Consider the following 21,474-nt stretch of genomic DNA (forward strand, 5'->3'; position numbering starts at 1 on the left):
TGCCCACTTTGGCCCCATAATCTGGCAGGGCGACCCCGCGCCCCACCAGTGCTGACCTCGAAACGGGACCGAATGAGCCACGAAGACCCCGGCCGCGAGCACCCGCGCGCCGACCTCCCCGAGGACGCGTCCGCGCCGGAGACCCCCGCGACCGCCGAGGGCACCGCCAAGGCGTCCGGGCTGGAGGCCGTCGGGCTGGAGTCGGCCGAGGCCGAAGCCAAGGCCGACGCCGAGGAGGACGAGAGCCGCACCGGACGCCTCGCCCGCCGCAAGGCCCGCAACCGGCGGGTGCTGCGCTGGGTCGCGGCCGGCATGGCGGGCGCCGTCCTGCTCGCCGGGGGCGTCGCGGCCTGGCTCTACCAGGACCTCCGCGGCAACATCCGCCAGGAGCACGTCAAGGGCAGGCTCGGGGAGAACCGCCCGGCGAAGCTGAACAAGTCCCTGAACATCCTGCTGATCGGCTCCGACACCCGCGAGGGAGAGAACGGCCGGTACGGCTCGGCCGCCGAGATCTCCGGAGCGCGGTCGGACACCACGATCCTCCTGCACCTGTCCCCCAACCGCGACCAGGCCGTCGGGATCAGCTTCCCGCGCGACTCGATGGTGCAGATGCCCACCTGCAAGCGCGACAAGGGCGCGGACGTCCCGGCGCACTTCGGCATGATCAACGAGGCGTTCGCCTACGCCGGGCCGACCTGCACCTGGAAGACCCTCGAATCCCTCACCGGCATCCACATCGACCACTTCGTCCAGGTCGACTTCATCGGCTTCAAGCGCATGGTGGACGCGCTCGGCGGCGTCGAGATCTGCCTCGACAAGCCGGTGGACGACCCGCGCGCCGAACTGCACCTCAAGGCGGGCCGCCAGACCGTGAAGGGCGACGACGCCCTCGGCTACGTCCGCGCCCGCTACTCCCTCGGCGACGGCTCCGACCTCGAACGCATCCAGCGCCAGCAGAAGTTCATGGCGTCCGTCGTGAGCAAGGCGTCCAGCTCGTCCATGCTCACCGACCCCGCCAAGACCTACGGCTTCCTCAAGGCCGCCACCAAGTCCGTCACCACCGACGACGAGCTCGACCTCGGCACCATGAAGAAGATCGCGGACGGCCTGAAGGACATGAGCGCCGGACAGGTCCGCTTCGTCACCGTCCCGGTCGAGCCCTACGCCCCCGACCCGAACCGCGTCCAGTGGGACCAGACGCAGGCCAAGGCGCTCTTCCAGGCCGTCCAGCACGACAACGACCTCCCCGCGGCCCCGCCCACCCCCCAGACCGCCGGCCGCCCCCTCCCCGCGAACGCCCCGAAAACCGCGAACGCCCCGAAACCCGCCAAGGTCCACGTCGCCGTCGTCGACGCCGGCGCCAAGCCCGAGGACGTCACCCGCATCGTCCAGCAGCTCCACCGCCGCGGCTTCACCGTCGACGCCAAGGTCGACAAGGCCGCCCCCGCCCAGCAGACCACCCTCTCCTACGCCCCCTCCGCCGAAGCCCAGGCCACCCGCCTGGCCCGCATAGCCCCCACCGCCGTCCTCACCCCCGACCCCAGCGTCCCCCCGGGCACCCTCCGCCTCACCCTCGGCGCGAACGGCCTCCAACTCCTCCCCCCGAAGGCCCTCGACTCCATAACCGGCGGCATCAACCCCACCCAAAACCCCTGCACCCAAAACTGAGGCATATCGGCTGGTCGCCGAGACGCCACCGCGCCACGAGGCCGCCGGAGGCGCTTGGCTGGCAGGCCTTGCGGGCGTGCGCGCTCTAGAGTCGTTCCAACGGTCAGGAACACCTCCAGGAGACGGCGATGACGCACCCTTCCGACCCCGGTCAGTCCCAGCCGCCGGGCGCCTCGGGCCGCCCATATGGTCCGCCTCCGCCGGCCCCCTCCCCTCCGCAGCAGGCGCAACCGCCGTCCTACCAGCAGCCCGGCCCCGTCCCCGGGCCGCGACCGGATCAGGGTCAGCCGCGGATGACCGGGCCGCAGCAGACGTGGACGCCGCCGCCTCGCCAGCAGGGCATCGTCGCCGCGCTCCTGGACGCCAACTTCGACACCCTGGTCACGCCGAAGCTGATCAAGTTCTGGTACATCCTGGCGCTGCTGCTGATCAGCGTGCAGTGCGTGGCGTTCCTGCTGCTCGGGCTGCGCATCGCGACCTGGGACAACTTCTGGGCGTGGGGGGTCATCATGGCCGTCGCCTCGCCGTTCGTCTGGCTCTTCGAACTGCTGATGGTGCGGATCCTCATGGAGGCCGTCATGGTGCGGTTCAAGGGCGTGGAGTACCTGCACGTGATCAAGGACAAGATCTGACGGTCGGGTCGGGTTGGGTTAGGTGAGGTGGGCGGCGCTGGTGGGTGAGAGCGGCGAGGGGCCGGACGGCGGGCTCGGTCGGGCTGAGACTCGGCGGGATGCGGGGGTTACCCGGCGGGACGTTCCGGGGCCGCGTGAGGGTGGCGGGGCGCTGGTTCGGTTGCCGGACGAGTTGGCCTCGCGGTTCTCGGTGGTGGCGGAGCTGCCGGTGCAGGGGGCCGAGTCGGATCTGCTGCTGGTGCGGGACGGCGGCGGGCGCGAGCTGGTGATGAAGGTGTTCCGGCGCGGATACCACGCGGACCGGGACGTCTGGGCGAAGCTGCCCGCGCTGGGGTCGCCGCATGTGGTGCGGATCCTGGAGACGGGGAGCGCCGGCGGACGGGACTACGAGGTCGCCGAGTACGCCGAGCACGGGAACCTGCGGACGGTCATGGACGGTCCGCTCGACGCGGGGACGGTCGGCGAGGTCGTCGGGCAGCTGGCGGCCGGGATCAAGGCGCTGCACGACGCGGGGATCGTGCACCGGGATCTGAAGCCCGAGAACGTCCTGGTCACGTCGGTTGAACCGCTGCGGACGGCGATCACCGACTTCGGGCTGAGCCGGGTGCTGGAGCAGAGCGTGGTGTTCGCGTCGTCGTCGCGGACGCTCGCGTACGCGGCGCCGGAGTCGCTGTCGGGGCAGGTGTCGCCGGCGCGGGACTGGTGGTCGCTCGGGATGGTCGTCCGGGAGATGGCGACGGGGCGGCCGCCGTTCCTGGGGCTGAGCGAGACGGCGGTGGTCGATCATCTGGCGACGCGTCCGATGCCGGTGGACGACGTGGCCGACCCGCGGTTGCGGCTGCTCGTGCGGGGGCTGCTGACGCGCGACCCGCGCCGCAGATGGACGTTCGAGCAGGTCAGCGCATGGCTCGACGGGGAGGCGCCGGAGGTCGCGGAGGAGGTCGGGGGGCCGGGGCTGCCGTTCGACGGGCGGCGGTTCACCGACCGGAAGGAGCTCGCGCGGGCCCTGGTCGAGCGCTGGGACCGGGCCGCGGTCTACCTGTTCGGGCGCGGTGAGGCCGGGGAGGCGTGGCGGGCGCTGCGCGAGTGGCTCGCGGAGATCCCCGACGACAGCCGCATCGAGCTGGTCGACCGGTACCTGACATCGGACCTGAGCGCGGACGGGAAGCTGCTGCACCTCGTCCGCTGGCTCGATCCGCAGCTGCCGCCGCACTACCTGGGACGGCGCGTCACGGCGGACGATCTGCCCGGTCTGGCCGCGCTGGCGAGCGAACCGGGACATCCCGACCACCGGACGGCGTGCCTGCTCGGCAAGGGGCTCTGGGACGAGCGGCTGCTGGACGTCCTCGCCGGGTTCGAGGGCGCGCACGAGCTGGCGCAGGTCGATGTGCAGTGGCGGCGGCACGTGGCGGCCTGGAACGACCTGGCGCGGTGGCTGCGTTCGCAGGACGCGCTGCCGCTGTCGGCGAAGGCGCGGCTGCCGGAGACCGGCGTGTCCGAAACCCCGGTTGCGGGCGAGGTGCCGCCGGACGAGCCGCCGGTCGTCCTGCTGACGCTGCTCGCGCTGGCGGCGCGTCCGGCGGAGACGGCGGAGGCGCTCAGGCGGGCGCTGGCGCGGGAGCACGGGCAGGACGTCCCGTGGTTCGCGTGGCTGGTGGACGGCGCGGCCGACGATGATCCGCTGCGGCTGCTGGCGGTCGTCCGGACGCAGCCGGAGGCAGCCGCGGAGGCGCAGACGCGGCACCGGGACCGGCGCGCCGAGGAGATCAAGGCGGAGGAGATCCGCCGCCTTCGGGACGAGCAGGAGCAGCGGCGGCTGGCGCAGAGGAGCTCGGCCGTCACCCGGGCGGTCGGATGGTCGGTCCCGATCCTGCTGTTCTGGCTGGCCGGAAGCTGGGTCATCGCCGAACTGTCGGGAAGCGGCACGAAGACCGGTCCGACCGGATGGTTCGTGATGCTGGGGTTCGTCGCCGTCCTGGCGTGGGCGGCGGAGTGCGCGGCCGAGGTGTTCGTCGCGCGCGCACAGGGAGGCGAGTACCTGCCGCATGGCCCGTGGGCGCTGCTTTCGCGCGCACTGTCGGCGAGCGGACGCGGCATGAACAAGGTCGGGCAGGCCATGCGCGGCACTCCGGGCAAACGCGGATTGGTACCGTTCGCGCTGGTCTTCGGCGTCATGTTCGCCCTGCTGCTGATCGCGCTGGCCGCCGCGACCCCCGCGGGCGGCCTGCTGTGGATGCTGGTCATGCCGGTCGCGGCCGTCGCGCACGGCGTGGCCGCCGGCGTCCGCCTGCACCGCTGGCGCGCGGCCCGCGCTACCACGTTCGACGGAAGGACACCATGAGCAGCGGCGTCGAGGCCGACATCGTCCTGGACGCGGCGGTCGTCCTCACCCTGGGGATGAACCGCGCGCTCGGCCGCGCGAGCGGCCTGGCCGGACGCGGCGCGGAGGCTCTCGCCGAACGCGCCGCCGGACGTGCCGAGGCGCGCGGCCGCCGCCTCGCCGAGGTCCGGGACCTGGAGCGCGCGCTCCGCGAGGTCGTTGAGCGCAACGCCCGCATCCGGGCCCTGGACGAGCTGGGCGCGGAGAACCTCCCGGCTCCGCTCGCGCCCAGCGAGGACGACGCGGCCGACGACCTGACCGCCTGGTGCGCCGCCACCGACACCCGTCTGGACGAGGCCGAGACCGCCCTCTCCAGAAAGATCGCCGCCGACCTCGGCACCCAGATCTTCGCCGCCACCCCCCTCACCACGGACACATCCGCAACCCCGACACGCGACGCCTCCACACGCCCGGCGGCGTCCTCGTCCGAACGCGGATCATCCGCAACGGAACACAAATCATCTGCAACGGAACGTTCGGCGTCCGGGATCGACGAGGCACTCGGGCGCGTCCTCGCACGACTGCTCCCCGATGCGACCGAGGACGAGCGCCGGGACGTCGTCGAGGCGGCGAAGCTGCTGTCCGGAACCGGGACCGCGCAGGACGCCGAAACCGTCCTGACCGAGGTCCGGTTGCGCGTCCAGAGTGCGAACGAGAACGCCCGCGTCCGCCGCGAGGAGCTGAAGCAGGCAAGGGCGCGGCAGGACGCGCGCGAGCAGGCCGAGGCCGAGCGTCAGTACGTCCTGTCGGAGGTCACCAGGGCGTTCGAGGACCTCGGCTACGAGGTCCAGCAGAGCTTCGAGACCGTCACCGCCGACAACGGCTCGCTCGTGCTGTCCAAGGGCGACTGGCCGGACCACAGCGTCCGGATGCGGCTGGACGGCGACGCGAAGCTGCGCGCGAAGATGATCCGCGAGACGCCCGTCCTGAGCGAGAACGACCGGCGCGTGGACGTCGAGCGCGAGCAGGAGTGGTGCGACGCGTTCGAGGCGGCCAGGGAGCGCCTGGAGGACGCCGGGATCGGCTCCGACGTCACCTGGCGGCTCGCGCCGGGCGTGGAGCGGCTCCCCGTCCGGGCCGAGACCCGGCAGACCGGAACCCGCACCCCCCAGGCACGAGCCCGCGAACGCCAACGCGAACACAACCCCGACCAGTGACCCGCCCCACCGATGATCGGCTCAGCCGTTGGCCCGCCTGGACACCGATGCCCCCCCGGCAGCCTCCTCGGCCAAACAGGTGACCAGATCCGGAGCTTGCTGAACCAGGCAGGTGGCCAGACGGTACAGGCGGCCGGACCGGCCTGTGACTAGACCGGGCAGCCGCCCTTCTGGACAGGTGGCCGGACGGGACGGCAGACCGGGCCGGGCCGGTGACCGAACCAGGCAGGTGACCGAACCAGGCAGGTGACCGAACCAGGCAGGTGACCGAACCAGGCAGTCGCCCTTTTGGGCAGGTGGCCGGACTGGGCAGGTGAGTGGAGCGGGTAGCGCCCGTCCGGGCGGGTGGGCGGGGTGGGTGGTTGGGTGGATCGGGGTGGGTGGGGGCTCGGTCGGGCGGGTGAATGCGGTGAGGGGTGACCGGGGCGGGGCGGGGTGGACGATAATCGCTGGACGACGAGCCCCGACGGACTACCGGAAGAAGTGAGCGTGAGTATCGAGTCCCCCACCCTCGGCGGGCGGCTGCCCGGGTGGCCGCCGTTCATCCGCGAGCTGGACGCGACGCTGGCGGTGCACTCGCAGTACGTGCTGTCGGGGAACCTGTACGACAGCTTCCTCGCCCCCGGGGACGGCACCGCGCCCGCGCGGCTGCTGCCGCTGCGCGACCTGATGTGGGAGTCGCTGCGGTCCAGCGGCTTCTCGTTCATGGTGGTCTACGACGCGGTGGACGGTGTCCAGATCCATCCGGCGTCGGCGGCGGACGAGGCGCAGCGGCTGCTCGGGAAGGTGAAGCCGGACGACAAGCCGTCGCTGGAGGCGCTGACCCGGCTGCTCGCGGCGGTCGCGCGTCCGGCGGAGGACGTCCGCGCCGCGTTCCTGATCGACTCGGCGTCCCGGATCGCGCGGACACCGACCGACCTGGAGCCCGCCGAGCGAGACTTCTTTCGGTTCTGCGCGCGGCTGTCCCGGACGGCGCGTCCGGTGCGGGTGGCGGGGCAGCGGCCGAAGCCGCTCTACAACCCGGTCGTCTGGCTGGTGGACCGGCCGGGCGACCTGCCGCCGTGGCTGACCGCCGAGAACGAGAACGTGCGCGAGATCACCATCCTGCGCCCGCACCTGGGCGACCGCCAGGAGACCGCGCGGCTGCTGGCCCGCGCATTCGGGGTGTCCGACGTCGGAACGGACGAGGTCGCGGCGCGCGCGTGCGACGCGTTCGCCGAGCAGGCGGACGGCCTGACCCTCCAGTCGATGATCGAGGTGACCCGGCTGGCGAAGGAGCGGAACGTCTCGCTCGCCGACCTGCCGGACGCGGTGCGCACCTACAAGCTCGGCGTCCTCGACAACCCGTGGAGCCGCGGGCACCTGCGGCGGCGCGTCCTGGAGGGCGAGAAGAAGGTCCCGGAGCGGGTGATCGGGCAGCCGCAGGCGGTCACCAAGACCCTGGACATCCTGAAGCGGGCCGTGCTCGGGCTGTCCGGGGCGCAGGCGACCCGGTCCGGGTCGCGGCCGCGCGGCGTGCTGTTCTTCGCCGGGCCGACCGGTGTCGGCAAGACCGAGCTGGCCAAGGCGATCACCGAGCTGGTGTTCGGGGACGAGTCGGCCTACCTGCGGTTCGACATGAGCGAGTTCTCCGGCGAGGGCTCCGGGGACCGGCTGATCGGCGCGCCGCCCGGCTACGTCGGGCACGAGGCGGGCGGCGAGCTGACCAACGCCGTCCGGGAGGACCCGTTCCGGGTGATCCTCTTCGATGAGATCGAGAAGGCGCACCCGCGGATCCTGGACAAGTTCCTGCAGATCCTGGAGGACGGGCGGCTCACCGACGGGCGCGGCAACACCGTCCACTTCTCCGAGGCGATCCTGGTGTTCACCTCGAACCTCGGGATGTTCGTCCCGGCGCACGACACCGGCGGCGGCCCGGCGCCGCGCGTCCGCAACGTGATGCCCGGCATGCCGTACGAGGACGTCGAGCAGCGGATGAAGGGCGCGGTCGCCGACCACTTCACCGAGGTGCTGAACCGGCCGGAGCTGCTCAACCGGTTCGGCGACAACATCGTGGTGTTCGACTTCATCGGCGCGGAGGCCGCGGACCGGATCTTCGACCTCCAGTTCGCCAACATCTGCCGCCGGGTGACCGAGGAGCACCGGCTCGTCCTGTCGGTGAAGGGCGAGCCGCTCGGCACGCTGCGCGAGTGGTGCACCGCCGAGCTGGACAAGGGCGGACGCGGCATCGGCATGGCCCTGGAGTCGTTCTTCGTCAACCCGCTCGCCCGCGCGCTGTTCGACCGCGACCTCACCCCGGACGAGAAGATCACCGTCACCGGCATCCGCCGCGAGGGCAGCATCGTCCACCTGGACCTCGCATGAGCGGAAGCGGTGTGAGGGGACGGATGTGACGGATCTCCTGCTCGCCAAGGCGCATTACCCCGTGACCACGCTCGGGCCCGGGACGCGGGCGGGCATCTGGACGCAGGGTTGCACGCTGCACTGCCAGGGGTGCCTGTCGCGCGACACCTGGGAGGCCGACGCCGCCAAGGCCGTCCCGGTGGACGCCGTCCTGGGCTGGCTGCGGTCGCTGCCCGCGCCGCTGGACGGGGTGACGATCTCGGGCGGTGAACCGTTCCAGCAGCCGGAGGCGGTGCTGGAGCTGGTGCGGGGGGTGCGCGCCTGGCAGGCGGAGCTCGGCCATGAGAGCATTCCGTTGGACATTCTCGTCTACAGCGGATATGTCTACACACGGCTCTCGCGCTCCCTCGCGGCCCGCGAGATCCTGAACAGGTGCGACGCCGTCATCACGGGGCCGTACGTCGACCGGCTCAACCCGGAGGGGCGACACTCACCCGGAGGGTCCCTACTCTGGAGGGGGTCGGCCAACCAGCGCGTCGTGCCGCTGTCCGAGCTCGGGCGGCGACGCTACGCGGAGGCGGCCGGCGAGGAAGCGAACCGGGACGACGTGCCCCGCATGCAGGTGTCCGTGGACGAGGGGCCGGAGGGAAGGCGGGTGTACTACATCGGGATCCCGCGACGAGGTGACCTCGATCACCTCATGACGACGCTGGAACAGGCCGGAGTGCGCGCGGGGGAAGTGTCGTGGAGACCATGAACTGCCCATACTGCAATGAACCGGTGCAGCCGGGAGACCTGCTCTGCCTGAGCTGCGGCGCGAACCTGGCCCGTCCGGGTGCGCAGCAGCAGCACCAGCACGGCGGCCAGGGCTACGGCGACCAGGCCCCGCCCCGCACGACGCCGCCGCCCGCGCCCGGCCAGCACGGCCAGCACGGCGGCGGACAGCCCGGCGGCCCGCCGCCGTACGGGCAGCAGGGCGGTTACGGACAGCCCCCGCAGCAGGGCGGGCAGCCCCCGTACCAGCAGGGCGGCCAGCCCGACTACGGCCAGCCGCAGCCGGATTACGGTCAGCCGCAACGTCCCCAGCAGCCGTCGCAGCAGTCGGACCCGTGGGGCCCGCCCCAGCAGCAGTCGCCGGACCCGTGGGGTCCCCCGCAGCAGCAGGGCAGCGGCTTCGGCCAGCCCCCGCAGCAGCACGGCGGCGGCCAGCCCGACTACGGCCAGCCGCAACAGGCCGGTCAGCCGGACTACGGCCAGCCGCCCCAGCACGGCGGCCAGCCCGACTACGGACGCGGCGGGCAGCCCGATTACGGTCAGCCCCAGCACGGCGGGCAACCCGACTACGGCCAGCCGCAGCACGGGGGCCAGCCGGACTACGGACAGCCCCCGCAGCACGGCGGTCAGCCGGATTACGGACAGCCCCAGCACGGGGGCCAGGCCGACTACGGTCAGCCGCCCGCCCCGCAGCAGCAGGACCCGTGGGGCTCCCCGCCCCCGCCCGCGCCGCAGGACCCGTGGGGCTCGCCGCAGCCCGGCTACGGCCCGCCGGCAGGCCCGAACGGCCCCGGCGGCCAGCCGTACGGCCGGGAGCAGACGCTCCTGCCGTCGGACGGCCAGGGCGGGCGCCGTCCCGACAACACAGCGATGATGTGCCCGTACTGCGAGGCGGTGCTGAGCAACCCGTCCGCCGCGCAGTGCGACTCGTGCCTGCGCCCGCTGCCGGGCAAGGGCGCGCCGACGCTGCGGGTGCAGTTCCCGACCGGCGAGCTGAAGATCGCGATCGGGCAGACCCTGGTGCTCGGCCGGGACGCGGGCCAGTCCCCCGTCGCGGCGACGTTCACGCCCTACGACAACGTCTCCCGGCGGCACTCGACGCTCTGGCTCGACCAGCAGGGCACCGCCTGGGTCCGCGACGAGGGCTCCACGAACGGCACGTTCATCAACGGCGAGCGCCTCCCCCCGCGGGTGGACGCCCCGCTCCGCGACGGCGACCAACTCCGCCTGGCCGCCGACGTAGCCGGCACCGTCACCCTGAACTAGCCCACGAAAGCACCAAGTAGTCCACGGAAGCGCCGGGGCCCGCAAAGGACCCCGGCGCTTCCGCACCCCCCAACACCACGCGCGGAACCGCCAGCGGCGGGCGGCGCGTTCACCTTCAAGGGCGTCACCGGGTGCGCCCACGGCTGGTTCCGCGTGCGGTTCGCCGGAAATGCGCGTCCGAAGACGGACGCCAAGGGACACTTCACCGGACGTTTTCGTCTCTACAAGGGCGCGACCTTCGCCTACATCTACGACGGCGACAAGACCCACTACTACGACTCGCCGCTCAAGGGCACCTACGTCTCCGTCCGCTGACGGATGGCATGACCGGCACGAGGTGGCCTGGACGCTCCACGAGGCGGCCGCGACGCCTCGCGGGACGGCGGGCCGGAGCGGTTCGCGTGGCTTTGCAGTTTTGTGATCCGTGTGGGGGCAACCGGGGTGTGAGCTGCGGCGTCTTGCATTCGCGCCTCCGCACCGGGCGCGCGAACGATCAGGAATGAGACCCATGCGCACTGCCTCCTTGGCGCTCGGCGCGGCGACGGTCACGGCCCTTTCGCTGGCCGTCCCCGCCGCCGCCCATGCCGCCCCCGCCGTCCCCACCAAGATCACCGGCCTCACGGTCAGCACGAAGGCGACCTGGCAGCTCAGCCTGTCCGGCAAGCTGACCACGCGGGCCGGGCAGCCGGTGGGCGCCGGACGCAAGATCGTCATCGAGACGGCCGACGACGCGCGCAAGCACTGGCGCGCCATGCCGAAGGCCCTGTTCACCAAGGCCGACGGGACGTTCGCCACCGACGCCCGGCACACCGCCGTGATCTTCGAGGACGGCTACTACCGCGTCCGCTTCGCGGGCGGCCCGACGTTCGCCGCCACCGTTTCCGGCGAGGTCCGGGACCGCCGGATCGCGACCCGCGTCGCCGGCTGGAAGGTCTCCACGACCCGTCCGCGCCGCGGCTCGTCGTTCACCGTCCGCGGCTACCTCCAGGAGAAGCCCGGGACGTCCTGGAAGGCCCTCAAGGGACGGCACGTCTCCGTCGAGTACTGCCTCAAGGGCGGCGACTGCCTGAACGACATGTCGCTCTGGCACGCGTTCTCGAACTACAAGTCCGACTCGAAGGGCTTCTTCCAGACCCGCGTGCACGTCGGCGCGAAGGCGAAGCCGATCTACGTCGCGTACACCTTCTACGGCGACTCAACCCATTACGTCACCTACCTGGTCAAGCCGGTCCTCATCTCGCCCCGCTGACCACTCGCGGACCCGGCCCGCACCCCCGTCTCCCCCGCCGCATCCGATGAAAGTGATGTCCATGCGCAAGTCCCTGCTCCTCGCGAGCACGGCCGCCGCCGCGGCCTCCCTCGTGGCGGCCCCCGCCGCCAACGCGGCCGCCACGCCCGCCGCGAAGACCCCGACCAAGGTCACGTTCGGCATGTCCACCACGTGGGACGCCAAGCTGAAGATCTGGGGCAAGGTCACCGCGACCGGCACGACCGTCCCGGCCGGGAAGTGGCTGGTCGCGGAGTGCTACTCGTACCAGTGGCACAAGTGGCAGGCGGTCAAGCCCGGCAAGGGCCAGAAGCCGCTGATCACGCAGGCCGGCGGATCGTTCTCCAGCGACCTGACCGTGTACTGCTCGCACGGCAAGTACCGGGTCCGCTTCCCCGGCGACCCGACGCTCGCGCCGTCCACCAGCCCGATCGTCCTGGACAAGCGCATCAACGCGCTGACCTTCGGCTGGAAGGTGACGCCGAAGTCGATCCGCAAGAACGGCTACGTCTACTTCTCCGGGACGCTCAAGCACGACCCCACGCCGGGCCACTATGTCCCGTTCAAGGGCCAGCGCGTCTACCTGTACGTGAAGTTCAAGGGCGAGAAGAAGTGGTACTGGTTCGCCCGCCCGAAGACCGATTCGAAGGGGCACTTCAGCGGCCGCTTCCGCATCCCGCGTGATGCCTCGTTCAGCTACGAGTATTTCGGTGACAAGACTCACTACTATGACTCGCCTCTGAAGGCGACGTTCGTTAACGTTCGATAGAGCGCGTTCCGTAGTGGCATCGCGGCGGTCCGGAGTTTCCGGGCCACCGTTGTCCATTCGTGACCTGAGAAGCGCAACCTTACGGCTGACTCGTGCATCCTCCAATATGCATGTTTGTGGCAATTTCATAGCTCGGCGTCACGCGAACGGCACGGTCCGTTCCGGCGAGCCGCTGAACGGCCGGGAGGTCGGTTGAAACGGGGGATCCGCGCCGTCGAGGCGATCCTCGCCCTGGGCGCGCTCGGTGTGATGTCGACGCTGGTCGCCGCGTTCCCGGAGGGCCACAGCAAGGCCAGCAGCACGCATCGCGGGCTGGCCAAGGACGCGCGCGGCGCGTTCGCGGACGGCGTCCACCCGCCGGACGGGCAGGGCGCGCTCCCCGCCGAGCCCGCGGGCGGGACCGGCGGGCGCTGGTCCGCTCCCGGCGGCCGCTTCATGCAGGTCGTCGCGCACGAGGACGACGACTCGCTGTTCCTGTTCCCGGACATGATCCGCTCGGCCGCGGTCGACGCGACGACGGTGTACCTGACCAGCGGCGAGGCCAACGGCCGCCGCTACAAGAACCGCTGCGTCTACGGCATGCACCGCGAGGACGGCGCGCGCGCCGCCTGGGCGCGCAATGCCAAGATGCCGAACCAGTGGACGCGGACGCCGCTGCGCCTCCCCAGCGGCCAGACCGTCGAGCTGGACACGCTTAACGGCTCGTCCGAGATCCGCCTGGTCTTCTTCAAGCTGCACGAGGCCGGGGACCGTCCGGCGATGGACCACACCTCGTCGCTGGAGGAGCTCCAGCACGGCGTCGGCGCGGCGACGACGCTCGGTTCCGAGCACACCGACGGGACGGGCTGCGACCCCCGGTACGTCCGGCAGCGGTACACCAAGCAGCAGCTGGAGAACGCGCTGCTCTGGCTGATGCAGCGGTTCGGCCCGACCGTGGTGACCGCGCAGGACCCGAAGTCGCCGCCGGTCCAGGGCAAGTTCACGCACATCGTCGGGGCGATGGGCGACCACACCGACCACCGCGGCGCGGGCCGCCTGGTCGCCGAGGCCGCCGCGCGCTACACCGGGCCGCAGCGGGACGGGAACGTCCTGGTCCGCTTCTACCGCGACTACAACGTCCGGACGTCCCCGCCGAACCTCGGGCCGATGGGCCCGGTGAAGAAGCAGCTGTTCCTGACCTACCTCGGCGCCAACGGCGTGAACGACCCGGGGCCGAGCCCGAACAACCCGACCTTCTACAACCTGTTCTACTCGCGCCAGTACACCCGCTGGACGAACGGGACGAACTGGGCCGTCCTCGACGGCGCCCGGCGGCTCAACGCGTTCGCCGTCCTGGACGGCCGGATCGCGCAGTGGCAGCAGGCCCGGCCCGGCGGCCCGTGGACCGGCCCGCGGTTCGGCCCGGCCGGCGGCCTGTCGCCGTACGTCACGGCCGTCCGGGACCAGCGCGGCGTGATCCACCTGTTCGCGCTGCGCCTGTCCGACGACGCCATCGTGACCGCCTCGCAGACGCCGGGCGGCGGCTGGACGGCCTGGTGGTCGCTCGGCAACCCCGATCCCGGCGCGGGCCTCATGGTCGGCTCCCCCGCCGTCGCGGTCTCCCCGAACGGCGACATGGCCGTCGCGGTCCGGAACCTGGACGGCGGCGTGAGCGTGAAGGAGCGCCGCGGCGGCGCCTGGGCCGGCCGCTGGGCCTCCCTCGCCGCCAAGGGCGTCCGGGACGGCGTCGCCGCCGTCGCCGACGCGTCCGGCCGGGTGGAGATCTTCGCGCCGACCGACACCGGCGTCGCGCGGTGGCGGCAGCAGGAGCCGGGCGAGCCGTTCGTCCGGGTCGACGGCGGCACGGGCGGCCCGCCCGCCGGGCCGATCACCGGCGTGGTGGACGCGACCGGCGCCGCGCGGATCTACTACCCCGCCGCCGGGGCCGCCTCGACGCTGACCCAGTCCGACAACGGCCAGCGCCCCGACGCGCTCGGCGGCCCGATGACGTTCGAGGGCACCGCCGCCGCAGGCAGCGGGCAGCGGACCGTCCTCGCGGCCCGCTCGACCGACGGCGCGCTCGCCCTGGGTGTCCAGAACGCCCCGTACGGCCCGTACGCGTGGTCCACGCACCGGGCGGACGTCATGGGGTCGCCCGCCCTCGCCTACGACGCCGACGGCCGTCTGGTCGTCCTGGCGTTCGGCGGCGACGCCCACCTCTACACGATGCGCGCGACGACCCCGTCCACCGCCACGTCCTTCACCGACTGGACCCGCGCCGGCTGACCCACCCGCCCGCACGGCTGACCCCAGCCCGCACAGGCCGACCCCAACCCGCACAGGCCGATCCCGGCCCGCGTCGGCAGACGCGTGCCCGCGTCGGTTCGGTCGGAACGCGAAGAACGGCCCCCGCCAAGCTGGCGGGGGCCGTTCTCTGGTTCTGGGCGGGGGTCAGCCGGCGTTGCGCTTGGCGCGGGCGCGGATGCGCTCGCGCTCCTTGCTGTCCAGGACGATCTTGCGGATGCGGACGAAGCCGGGCGTGACCTCGACGCACTCGTCGTCCCGGATGAACTCCAGGCTCTCCTCCAGGGTGAGGATCTTCGGCGGGGTCAGCGTCTCGGTGGTCTCGGCCGTGGAGGAGCGGACGTTGGTCTTCTGCTTCTCCTTGGTGATGTTGACGTCCATGTCGTCGGCGCGCGAGTTCTCGCCGACGATCATGCCCTCGTACACCTCGGTGGTCGGGCCGACGAAGAAGGTGCCGCGCTCCTGGAGGTTCAGGATGGCGTAGGACGTCGCGGCGCCCGCGCGGTCGGACGACAGGGACCCGGTCGGGCGGGTGCGCAGCTCGCCGAACCACGGCTCGTACTTCTCGAACACGTGGTGCGCCATGCCGGTGCCGCGGGTCTCGGTCATGAACTCGGTGCGGAACCCGATCAGGCCGCGCGCCGGGACCAGGAACTCGATCCGGATCCAGCCGGTGCCGTGGTTGGTCATGTGCTCCATGCGGCCCTTGCGGACGGCCATGAGCTGGGTGACCGCGCCGAGGTGCTCCTCGGGGATGTCCACGGTGAGCCGCTCGACCGGCTCGTGCTTCTTGCCGTCGATCTCGCGGGCGACCACCTGCGGCTTGCCGACGGTCAGCTCGTAGCCCTCGCGGCGCATGTTCTCGACCAGGATGGCGAGGGCCAGCTCGCCGCGGCCCTGCACCTCCCAGGCGTCCGGGCGCTCGGTCGGCAGCACCTTCAGCGACACGTTGCCGACCAGCTCGCGGTCGAGCCGGTCCTTGACCAGGCGGGCGGTGACCTTGGTGCCCTTCTCGCGGCCGGCGAGCGGCGAGGTGTTGGTGCCGATGGTCATCGAGATCGCGGGCTCGTCCACGGTGATCAGCGGCAGCGGGCGCGGGTCCTCGGCGTCGGCGATGGTGTCGCCGATCATGATCTCCGGGATGCCGGCGATCGCGATGATGTCGCCCGGCCCGGCCTCGTCGGCGGGCTTGCGGGTGAGCGCCTCGGTCATCAGCAGCTCGGTGATCTTGACCCGCTCGACGCTGCCGTCGTGCCGGCACCAGGCGACCTGCTGGCCCTTCTTGATCGTGCCGTTGTGCACGCGGCACAGCGCGATCCGGCCGAGGTAGCTGGAGGCGTCCAGGTTGGTGACGTGCGCCTGGAGCGGGGCGTCCGGGTCGTAGGACGGCGCCGGGATGGTCTCCTTGATGACCGTGAACAGCGGCTCCAGGTCCTCGCTGTCGGGCATCTCGCCGTCGGCGGGCTTGGTCAGCGACGCGCGGCCCGCGCGGCCGGACGCGAAGACGATCGGGAACTCGATCTGGTCCTCTTCGGCGTCCAGGTCCATGAACAGCTCGTAGGTCTCGTCGACGACCTCGTCGATGCGGGCGTCCGGCCGGTCGGTCTTGTTCACGACCAGGATGACCGGGAGCCGCGCCTCCAGGGCCTTGCGCAGGACGAACCGGGTCTGCGGGAGCGGGCCCTCGCTGGCGTCCACCAGCAGGACGACGCCGTCCACCATGGACAGGCCGCGCTCGACCTCGCCGCCGAAGTCGGCGTGGCCGGGGGTGTCGATGATGTTGATCGTCATCCCGGCGTGCCGGACCGCGGTGTTCTTGGCCAGGATCGTGATGCCCTTCTCACGCTCCAGGTCGTTGGAGTCCATGACGCGGTCGTCCACGTCCTGGTTCTCGCGGAACGCGCCGGACTGCCAGAGCATGGCGTCGACCAGCGTGGTCTTGCCGTGGTCGACATGGGCGACGATGGCGACGTTCCGGAGGTCGTCGCGCGTGGAGAAGGGCATGCGGTCTCGCCTTGGGTTCGAGTTCGGGATCGGCCGCAGACGTGCGACAGCCCTAGTCTACTCGGCCGTCCAAGGAACCCGTCCGTCCACCGGGAGTCGCCCGGGTGAAGACCCGGGTCCCGGCGGGCGTCCGGACCCCCGTCCACCCTCGCGCCCCATTGGTACCAAACGTTCACACGTGGACACTTTGCGTGACTGTTTGGCCATTTTTGAACTTCCTTTGTAGTCTGCCCCGCAGATCCGGCCGTGCCGAAGCCCCGCCCCCGGGGCTGCGACCGGACCGCCGAGTCCCGCAAGGGAACCGGGGACCCACACCCCTGGGGTGAATCGGCGCACGTCACGGAGCGTCCCCAAGAGGGACGGCGAGGTGCCGTGCGGCGTAGGGCGACTCCTGGCCCGAACCCGTCAGCTAACCCGGTAGGCGGCACACGAAGAGGAGAACACCGGCTTTGGCCAAGGACCCCCAGCGCCGCCGCGTGACACTCGCGGCCGCCACCGTCCTCGCGCTCGGACTCGGCGTCGCCGCACCCGGCCCCGCCCAGGCCGCGCCGCCCGCCGCGCCGCCCTCCCCGTCCGCAACGGGCAAGCCCACCGAGTCCGACCTGAAGAAGCAGCTCCAGCAGCTCCAGGACGAGGCCGAGAAGCTCACCGAGCAGTACAACAAGTCCCGCGTGGACCTGGGCAAGGCGCAGAAGGCGGAGCAGGACGCCACCCGCCGGGCGGACGCGCTGGAGGCGCAGGCCGCCCCGGCCCGTGCCGCGCTCGGCCGCGTCGCCGCCAACCAGTACATGAGCGGCGGCGGCCCGGACATGATCTTCGCGTCCGGCGACAACGGCGGCCTGTCCGACACGGCCTACCTGGCGCAGAACCGCGCCGGCGCGGTCGAGCGGCTGCAGACCCTGATCGACCAGGCCAACAAGGCCAAGTCCGACGCGCAGGCGCAGACCGCCAAGGTCAAGCAGGCCGCGGACCAGGCCGACGCGGCCCGCAAGACCACCAAGGGCAAGATCGACCAGGTCCAGAAGCTGCTGGACAAGCTCAACATCACCCGCACCAAGGACCCCACGTCCGGCTACACGGTGACGGTCAAGGGCAGCGGCCTGCCGCAGAAGATGCTGCGCAAGGCCCTGACCAAGCTCGGCTCCCCCTACGTCTGGGCGGCCGCGGGCCCCACCACCTTCGACTGCTCCGGCCTGGTCATCTGGGCCTACGCCCAGGTCGGCAAGCCGGGCCTGCCGCACTACACCGGCGACCTGTTCGACCTCGGCACCAAGGTCAGCCGCGACTCGCTGCAGCAGGGCGACCTGGTGTACTTCGGCTCGGACCTGCACCACATGGGCATCTACGCCGGCGGCGGCCTGTTCCTCCAGGCCCCGCAGACCGGCGATGTGGTGAAGGTCTCCAAGCTGTCGGACCGTTCCGACTACGCGGGCGCCAACCGCATCGAGTAATCCCCCTCCCGGACAGGCCCTCGGGCCGGTCCAGGAAGCCCCACGCCGAAGACCGGTGCCCGCGAACAGCGGCCACCGGTCTTCGCCGTTACGCCCCGGCCCTGTCTCAGCAGGACAGGCAGAGCGCGGTCGTCAGCGGGACGAGCAGGGCGCGCTCGCGAGGCCGTTCCGCCGGGCCTGTCGTCAGCGCGCGAGGTAGGGCGCTATGGCCTCGACGACCGGGAGGTCGCCGGGGAGCCAGTCGACGTCGTAGAGGTCGTCCAGGGCGAGCCAGCGCAGCGCCAGGTGCTCCAGGGCCTTGGGCTCGCCGCCCGCCACGACGGACGCCGTCCAGACGCGCAGGACGGCGCCGCCGAGCACCAGCGGCCAGTCGCCGCCGACCCGGTCGCCGAGCCGGACCTGGACGCCCAGCTCCTCCTGGCACTCGCGGACGAGCGCCTGCTCGTCGCTCTCCCCCGGGTCGACCTTGCCGCCCGGGAACTCCCAGCCGCCGGCCAGCTCCGGCGGTTCGGCCCGCTGCGCCGCCAGCAGCCGGCCGTCCGAGATGATCGCCGCTCCCACCACCACGCTCACGCTCATGGACCGCCATCATGCCGCGTCCTTGACCTTCCCGTGGCGTCCGGGGCGAGCCCTAGGTGGATGACGGAGCGGAGCGCCAGGTGGACGACGGGGCGGCCGCGCGGGACGCGGCGACGGTCTCCAGGGCCGTCTCGACGATCGCTTCGAGGTGGTCGCCGTGCGCGCCGCGCCAGTAGACGCGCCCGCAGTCGGGGCAGCGGCCGTAGGCGTCGTAGCTGCGCCGCGTGCCCTCGGCGAGCTCCCGCTCGATCTCGGCCTTGTCCACCGGGACGAGCACGCCGTTGCAGGCCGTGCAGCGCGTCCAGGGCGCGAGCGGCGGCGCGAACCGCTCCAGCAGGTCGCGCAGCTGGTCGTCCGGACGGGGCGTGCGGACGTACGCGCCGAACCACAGCGCGCGGCGCATCAGCAGCCCGCGGTCCTGGCTCAGCAGGACGCGCCGCTCGGCGTTCGCCTGGACGACCAGCTCCGGGTCGTCCATGTCGTTGTGGTAGGCGGTGTCGAGGCCGAGCAGCCGCATCCGGCGGGCCAGCGTGCCGAGGTGGACGTCCAGCAGGAAGCGCGGGGCCGCCTGCCCCGGCTCCAGCGGGACGTCCTGCGGCCGCGCGACCGGCGCGACCCGCACGACCGCGCCGGAGGGCGGGCGGTGCGACGCCTCGACCGCCGCGCCGTCCACGGTCAGCGTCCCGACCTCGGGCAGCGGGACGCCGAGGGACTCGATCACGTGTCCCAGGCTCGACGTCCCGTCCCAGGCGACCCGCTGCCGCTCCCGGCGGCGCGACGCGGGCAGGAACAGGAGGAGTTCGGGCGCGATTTCCAGTGTCATGTCCGGCTCGTCCACGCCGCCAGCATGTCACGCCCACCCCACCCGCCACCCCTCTATTTCCGCCCCGGCCGTGGGGTTCAGTTCGCGGCTGTTGCTTGGGCGATGTGTTCGGCGGTTGCGGTGAGGTGGTCGAGGGCGGAGCGGACGTCGGCGAGGAGTTCGCCGTCGCGCTTGACAGTGCGGCCCCCGACCAGGACGGTCTCGACGGCGCGGGTGTCGGCGTAGAGGACGGCCGCCGCGACCGGGTCGTGGACGGGGGCGATCCCCGGAAGGTCGGTGCGGAGCAGGACCAGGTCCGCCTGGAGGCCCGGTTCGATCTTCCCGGTGACGCCGTCCAGGCCCGCGACCCGGGCGCCTTCGGCGGTCGCCATGTGCAGCGCGTCGGCGACAGTGAAGCCCAGGCCGGCACCGTCCGGACGGGCGCGTTCGGTGAAGTAGGCGGCGCGCATGAGGGTGAACATGTCGCCGGGAGCGCTCGTGACCGCGTCGGCGCTGAGCCCGGTCGGGACACCTGCGGCGCGCGAGCGTCCGGTGACGGGGAGGCTGAAGTCCATGGCGGTCTCGATCGCGGGCGAGACGGCGACCGTCCCGCCGTGGTCGGCGATGCGCTTGAACTGCTCGTCGGTGTAGTCGTTGGCGTGCACGTACATCGTGCCGGGCGTCCACAGGTCGTTGGCGTCGAGGAAGGCGTGCCCGGCGGTCGCGGCCTCGGCGCCGTGGCCGCCCATGTGCGTGGTGATCATCACGCCCAGGTCGCGCGCGGCCAGCCATTCCTCGCGGGCGCGGTCCAGGTCGCCGAAGTCGGGGCCGAGCGCGGCCACGGCCATCCGGAGGAGGCCGTCCCCGCACGCGTCCTTCAGGCGCCGCGACTCGGCGGCGCGGGTCGCCTCGCCGGCGGTGTGGCAGTACCCGAAGACCGCGCGGATCCCGGCGTCGTGCAGGGCCTGGACGTTCGCGTCGGCCTGCTCGGGCGTGCTCAGGACGTGCGACCAGTCCACGACGGTCGTGACGCCGGAGTCGAGGGCCTCCAGCGCCGAGCCGAGCACGCCCGCGTGGATGTCCTCGGGACGGAACGCGGGGGCGGTCCGTCCGATCACTCGGTCGAGGTAGGCGGACAGCGTCGTGTCCGGCAGGACGCCGCGGACCGCGCCCTGCCACATGTGCCGGTGCGTGTCCACGAAGCCGGGCAGGACGATCCGCCCGGACGCGTCGATCACCTCCGCGCCGTCCGGAACGGGCAGGTCGGGACCGACGGCGGCGATCAGCCCGTCCCGGACGAGGACGTCGGCGATACCGAGGACGCGCGGGGCGAGCACCAGCCCGCCCTTGATCAGCAGAGGGGTTGTCATGCGCGAAAGCTTAGAGAGAAGCTTTTCAGAAAGCAATATCGCCGCCGAGTATCCTCGACCGCGTGCAGAACCACCCGGACCCCCTCGCCGCCGAACAGGGCGGCTCGGACCTCCGCGACGACCAGGCCCGCGCGAGCGATCGCGGCCTTCGGGACGAGCAGGGCCTTCGGGACGAGCAGGGCCTTCGGGACGAGCAGGGCCGGGGAAGCGGCCGGAGGCTCCGGGACGAGGTCGATCCGCTCGTGGACGGGTGGCGCGCCGAGGGGCTCGACGAGACGCTCATCGCCATGCTGGAGGTCGGCAAGCGGGCCGCGCGGCTGCAGGGGCTCGTCCACCAGGCCGTCCGCTCCGACCTGGCCGAACTCGGGCTCACCTATGCCGAGTTCGAGGTGCTCGCCGTCCTGCGCCGCGCGGGCAGCCCCTACCAGGTGCGCCCGACCGACCTCACCAAGCAGGCGCTGCTCACGTCCGGCGGCACCAGCAACGTCCTGCAACGCCTGGAGAAGGCCGGCTACGTCGAACGCGGCACCGACGAGGGCGACGGCCGGGGCCGCTGGGTCCGCCTCACCGCCGACGGGCTCCAGATCACCGACCGCGCGATGGACGCCAGCGGAGCCGCCCACGAGGACGTCCTGGGCCCCGTCCCGTACGAGAAGCTACGCGCCGCCGCCGACGCCCTCCGCGACGTCCTCGCCCCCATCACCCCCCGCCGCTGACGCACGCGGCTGG

Annotated in this window: 17 protein-coding genes and 1 riboswitch; of the genes, 13 read left to right on the top strand and 4 right to left on the bottom strand. The window is 72.3% G+C overall.

The genetic code is table 11. The annotated features are described in order from the left end of the window. The first annotated feature begins 72 nt into the window (after nucleotides 1–72). The 11 genes from FHU30_RS09855 (at nucleotide 73) to FHU30_RS09905 (ending at nucleotide 14,521) form a co-directional block, all read left to right on the top strand. On the top strand, nucleotides 73–1,668 hold the full coding sequence (locus FHU30_RS09855; RefSeq protein ID WP_253874290.1) for an LCP family protein: 1,596 nt from the start codon (nucleotides 73–75) through the stop codon (nucleotides 1,666–1,668). A 293-nt stretch (nucleotides 1,669–1,961) separates the two neighbouring features. Continuing rightward, a complete protein-coding gene (locus tag FHU30_RS09860; RefSeq protein WP_253874292.1) occupies nucleotides 1,962–2,300 on the top strand; it encodes a DUF4282 domain-containing protein in 339 nt (112 codons plus the stop codon). Nucleotides 2,301–2,460: 160 nt separating this feature from the next. Further along, a complete protein-coding gene (locus tag FHU30_RS09865) occupies nucleotides 2,461–4,641 on the top strand; it encodes a protein kinase domain-containing protein (protein WP_253874294.1) in 2,181 nt (726 codons plus the stop codon). Beyond that, nucleotides 4,638–5,837 carry a response regulator receiver protein gene (locus FHU30_RS09870; RefSeq protein WP_253874296.1) on the top strand — a complete coding sequence of 400 codons (1,200 nt, stop codon included), beginning with the start codon at nucleotides 4,638–4,640 and terminating at the stop codon, nucleotides 5,835–5,837. The genes FHU30_RS09865 and FHU30_RS09870 overlap by 4 nt, the downstream gene beginning before the upstream one ends. A gap of 489 nt (nucleotides 5,838–6,326) precedes the next feature. Next, complete coding sequence (locus FHU30_RS09875) at nucleotides 6,327–8,201, top strand: AAA family ATPase (RefSeq protein WP_253874298.1); 1,875 nt, start codon at nucleotides 6,327–6,329, stop codon at nucleotides 8,199–8,201. Between the two features lie 25 nt (nucleotides 8,202–8,226). Further along, nucleotides 8,227–8,937: a 4Fe-4S single cluster domain-containing protein gene (locus FHU30_RS09880; protein WP_253874301.1), complete on the top strand. Its 711-nt coding sequence runs from the start codon at nucleotides 8,227–8,229 to the stop codon at nucleotides 8,935–8,937. A 23-nt stretch (nucleotides 8,938–8,960) separates the two neighbouring features. Continuing rightward, entirely contained in the window at nucleotides 8,961–10,220 is a 1,260-nt protein-coding gene (locus FHU30_RS46965) for an FHA domain-containing protein (RefSeq protein WP_253874303.1), read from the top strand. Between the two features lie 153 nt (nucleotides 10,221–10,373). After that, nucleotides 10,374–10,535: a hypothetical protein gene (locus tag FHU30_RS09890; RefSeq protein WP_253874305.1), complete on the top strand. Its 162-nt coding sequence runs from the start codon at nucleotides 10,374–10,376 to the stop codon at nucleotides 10,533–10,535. A 193-nt stretch (nucleotides 10,536–10,728) separates the two neighbouring features. Beyond that, nucleotides 10,729–11,469 carry a hypothetical protein gene (locus FHU30_RS09895; RefSeq protein WP_253874307.1) on the top strand — a complete coding sequence of 247 codons (741 nt, stop codon included), beginning with the start codon at nucleotides 10,729–10,731 and terminating at the stop codon, nucleotides 11,467–11,469. Nucleotides 11,470–11,530: 61 nt separating this feature from the next. Next, a complete protein-coding gene (locus FHU30_RS09900) occupies nucleotides 11,531–12,256 on the top strand; it encodes a hypothetical protein (protein WP_253874309.1) in 726 nt (241 codons plus the stop codon). Nucleotides 12,257–12,448: 192 nt separating this feature from the next. Beyond that, entirely contained in the window at nucleotides 12,449–14,521 is a 2,073-nt protein-coding gene (locus tag FHU30_RS09905; protein WP_253874311.1) for a DUF8189 domain-containing protein, read from the top strand. 165 nt (nucleotides 14,522–14,686) lie between these two features. Here the strand turns inward: FHU30_RS09905 and typA are convergent, their stop codons facing one another. Then, on the bottom strand, nucleotides 14,687–16,543 hold the full coding sequence (typA, locus tag FHU30_RS09910; RefSeq protein WP_253874313.1) for a translational GTPase TypA: 1,857 nt from the start codon (nucleotides 16,541–16,543) through the stop codon (nucleotides 14,687–14,689). Nucleotides 16,544–16,814: 271 nt separating this feature from the next. Further along, a riboswitch (cyclic di-AMP (ydaO/yuaA leader) is annotated at nucleotides 16,815–16,984 on the top strand. A gap of 8 nt (nucleotides 16,985–16,992) precedes the next feature. On the opposite strand from typA, the gene FHU30_RS09915 reads away from it, so the two are divergent. Continuing rightward, complete coding sequence (locus FHU30_RS09915) at nucleotides 16,993–17,994, top strand: C40 family peptidase (RefSeq protein ID WP_253874315.1); 1,002 nt, start codon at nucleotides 16,993–16,995, stop codon at nucleotides 17,992–17,994. A gap of 183 nt (nucleotides 17,995–18,177) precedes the next feature. On the opposite strand, the gene FHU30_RS09920 is transcribed toward FHU30_RS09915, so the two are convergent. The 3 genes from FHU30_RS09920 to FHU30_RS09930 form a co-directional block, all read right to left on the bottom strand. Further along, nucleotides 18,178–18,573, bottom strand: a complete 396-nt coding sequence (locus tag FHU30_RS09920) for a (deoxy)nucleoside triphosphate pyrophosphohydrolase (RefSeq protein WP_253874317.1) — start codon at nucleotides 18,571–18,573, stop codon at nucleotides 18,178–18,180. A 52-nt stretch (nucleotides 18,574–18,625) separates the two neighbouring features. Beyond that, on the bottom strand, nucleotides 18,626–19,396 hold the full coding sequence (locus FHU30_RS09925; protein ID WP_253874319.1) for a Mut7-C RNAse domain-containing protein: 771 nt from the start codon (nucleotides 19,394–19,396) through the stop codon (nucleotides 18,626–18,628). Nucleotides 19,397–19,473: 77 nt separating this feature from the next. Beyond that, nucleotides 19,474–20,745 carry an amidohydrolase family protein gene (locus tag FHU30_RS09930; protein ID WP_253874321.1) on the bottom strand — a complete coding sequence of 424 codons (1,272 nt, stop codon included), beginning with the start codon at nucleotides 20,743–20,745 and terminating at the stop codon, nucleotides 19,474–19,476. A 62-nt stretch (nucleotides 20,746–20,807) separates the two neighbouring features. On the opposite strand from FHU30_RS09930, the gene FHU30_RS09935 reads away from it, so the two are divergent. Then, nucleotides 20,808–21,461 (top strand): MarR family winged helix-turn-helix transcriptional regulator, encoded by a 654-nt coding sequence (locus FHU30_RS09935; RefSeq protein WP_253874323.1) that lies wholly within the window; start codon nucleotides 20,808–20,810, stop codon nucleotides 21,459–21,461. Nucleotides 21,462–21,474: the final 13 nt, after the last annotated feature.

It is taken from the genome of Actinomadura rupiterrae (genome assembly GCF_024172125.1).
Lineage (GTDB): Bacteria > Actinomycetota > Actinomycetes > Streptosporangiales > Streptosporangiaceae > Spirillospora > Spirillospora rupiterrae.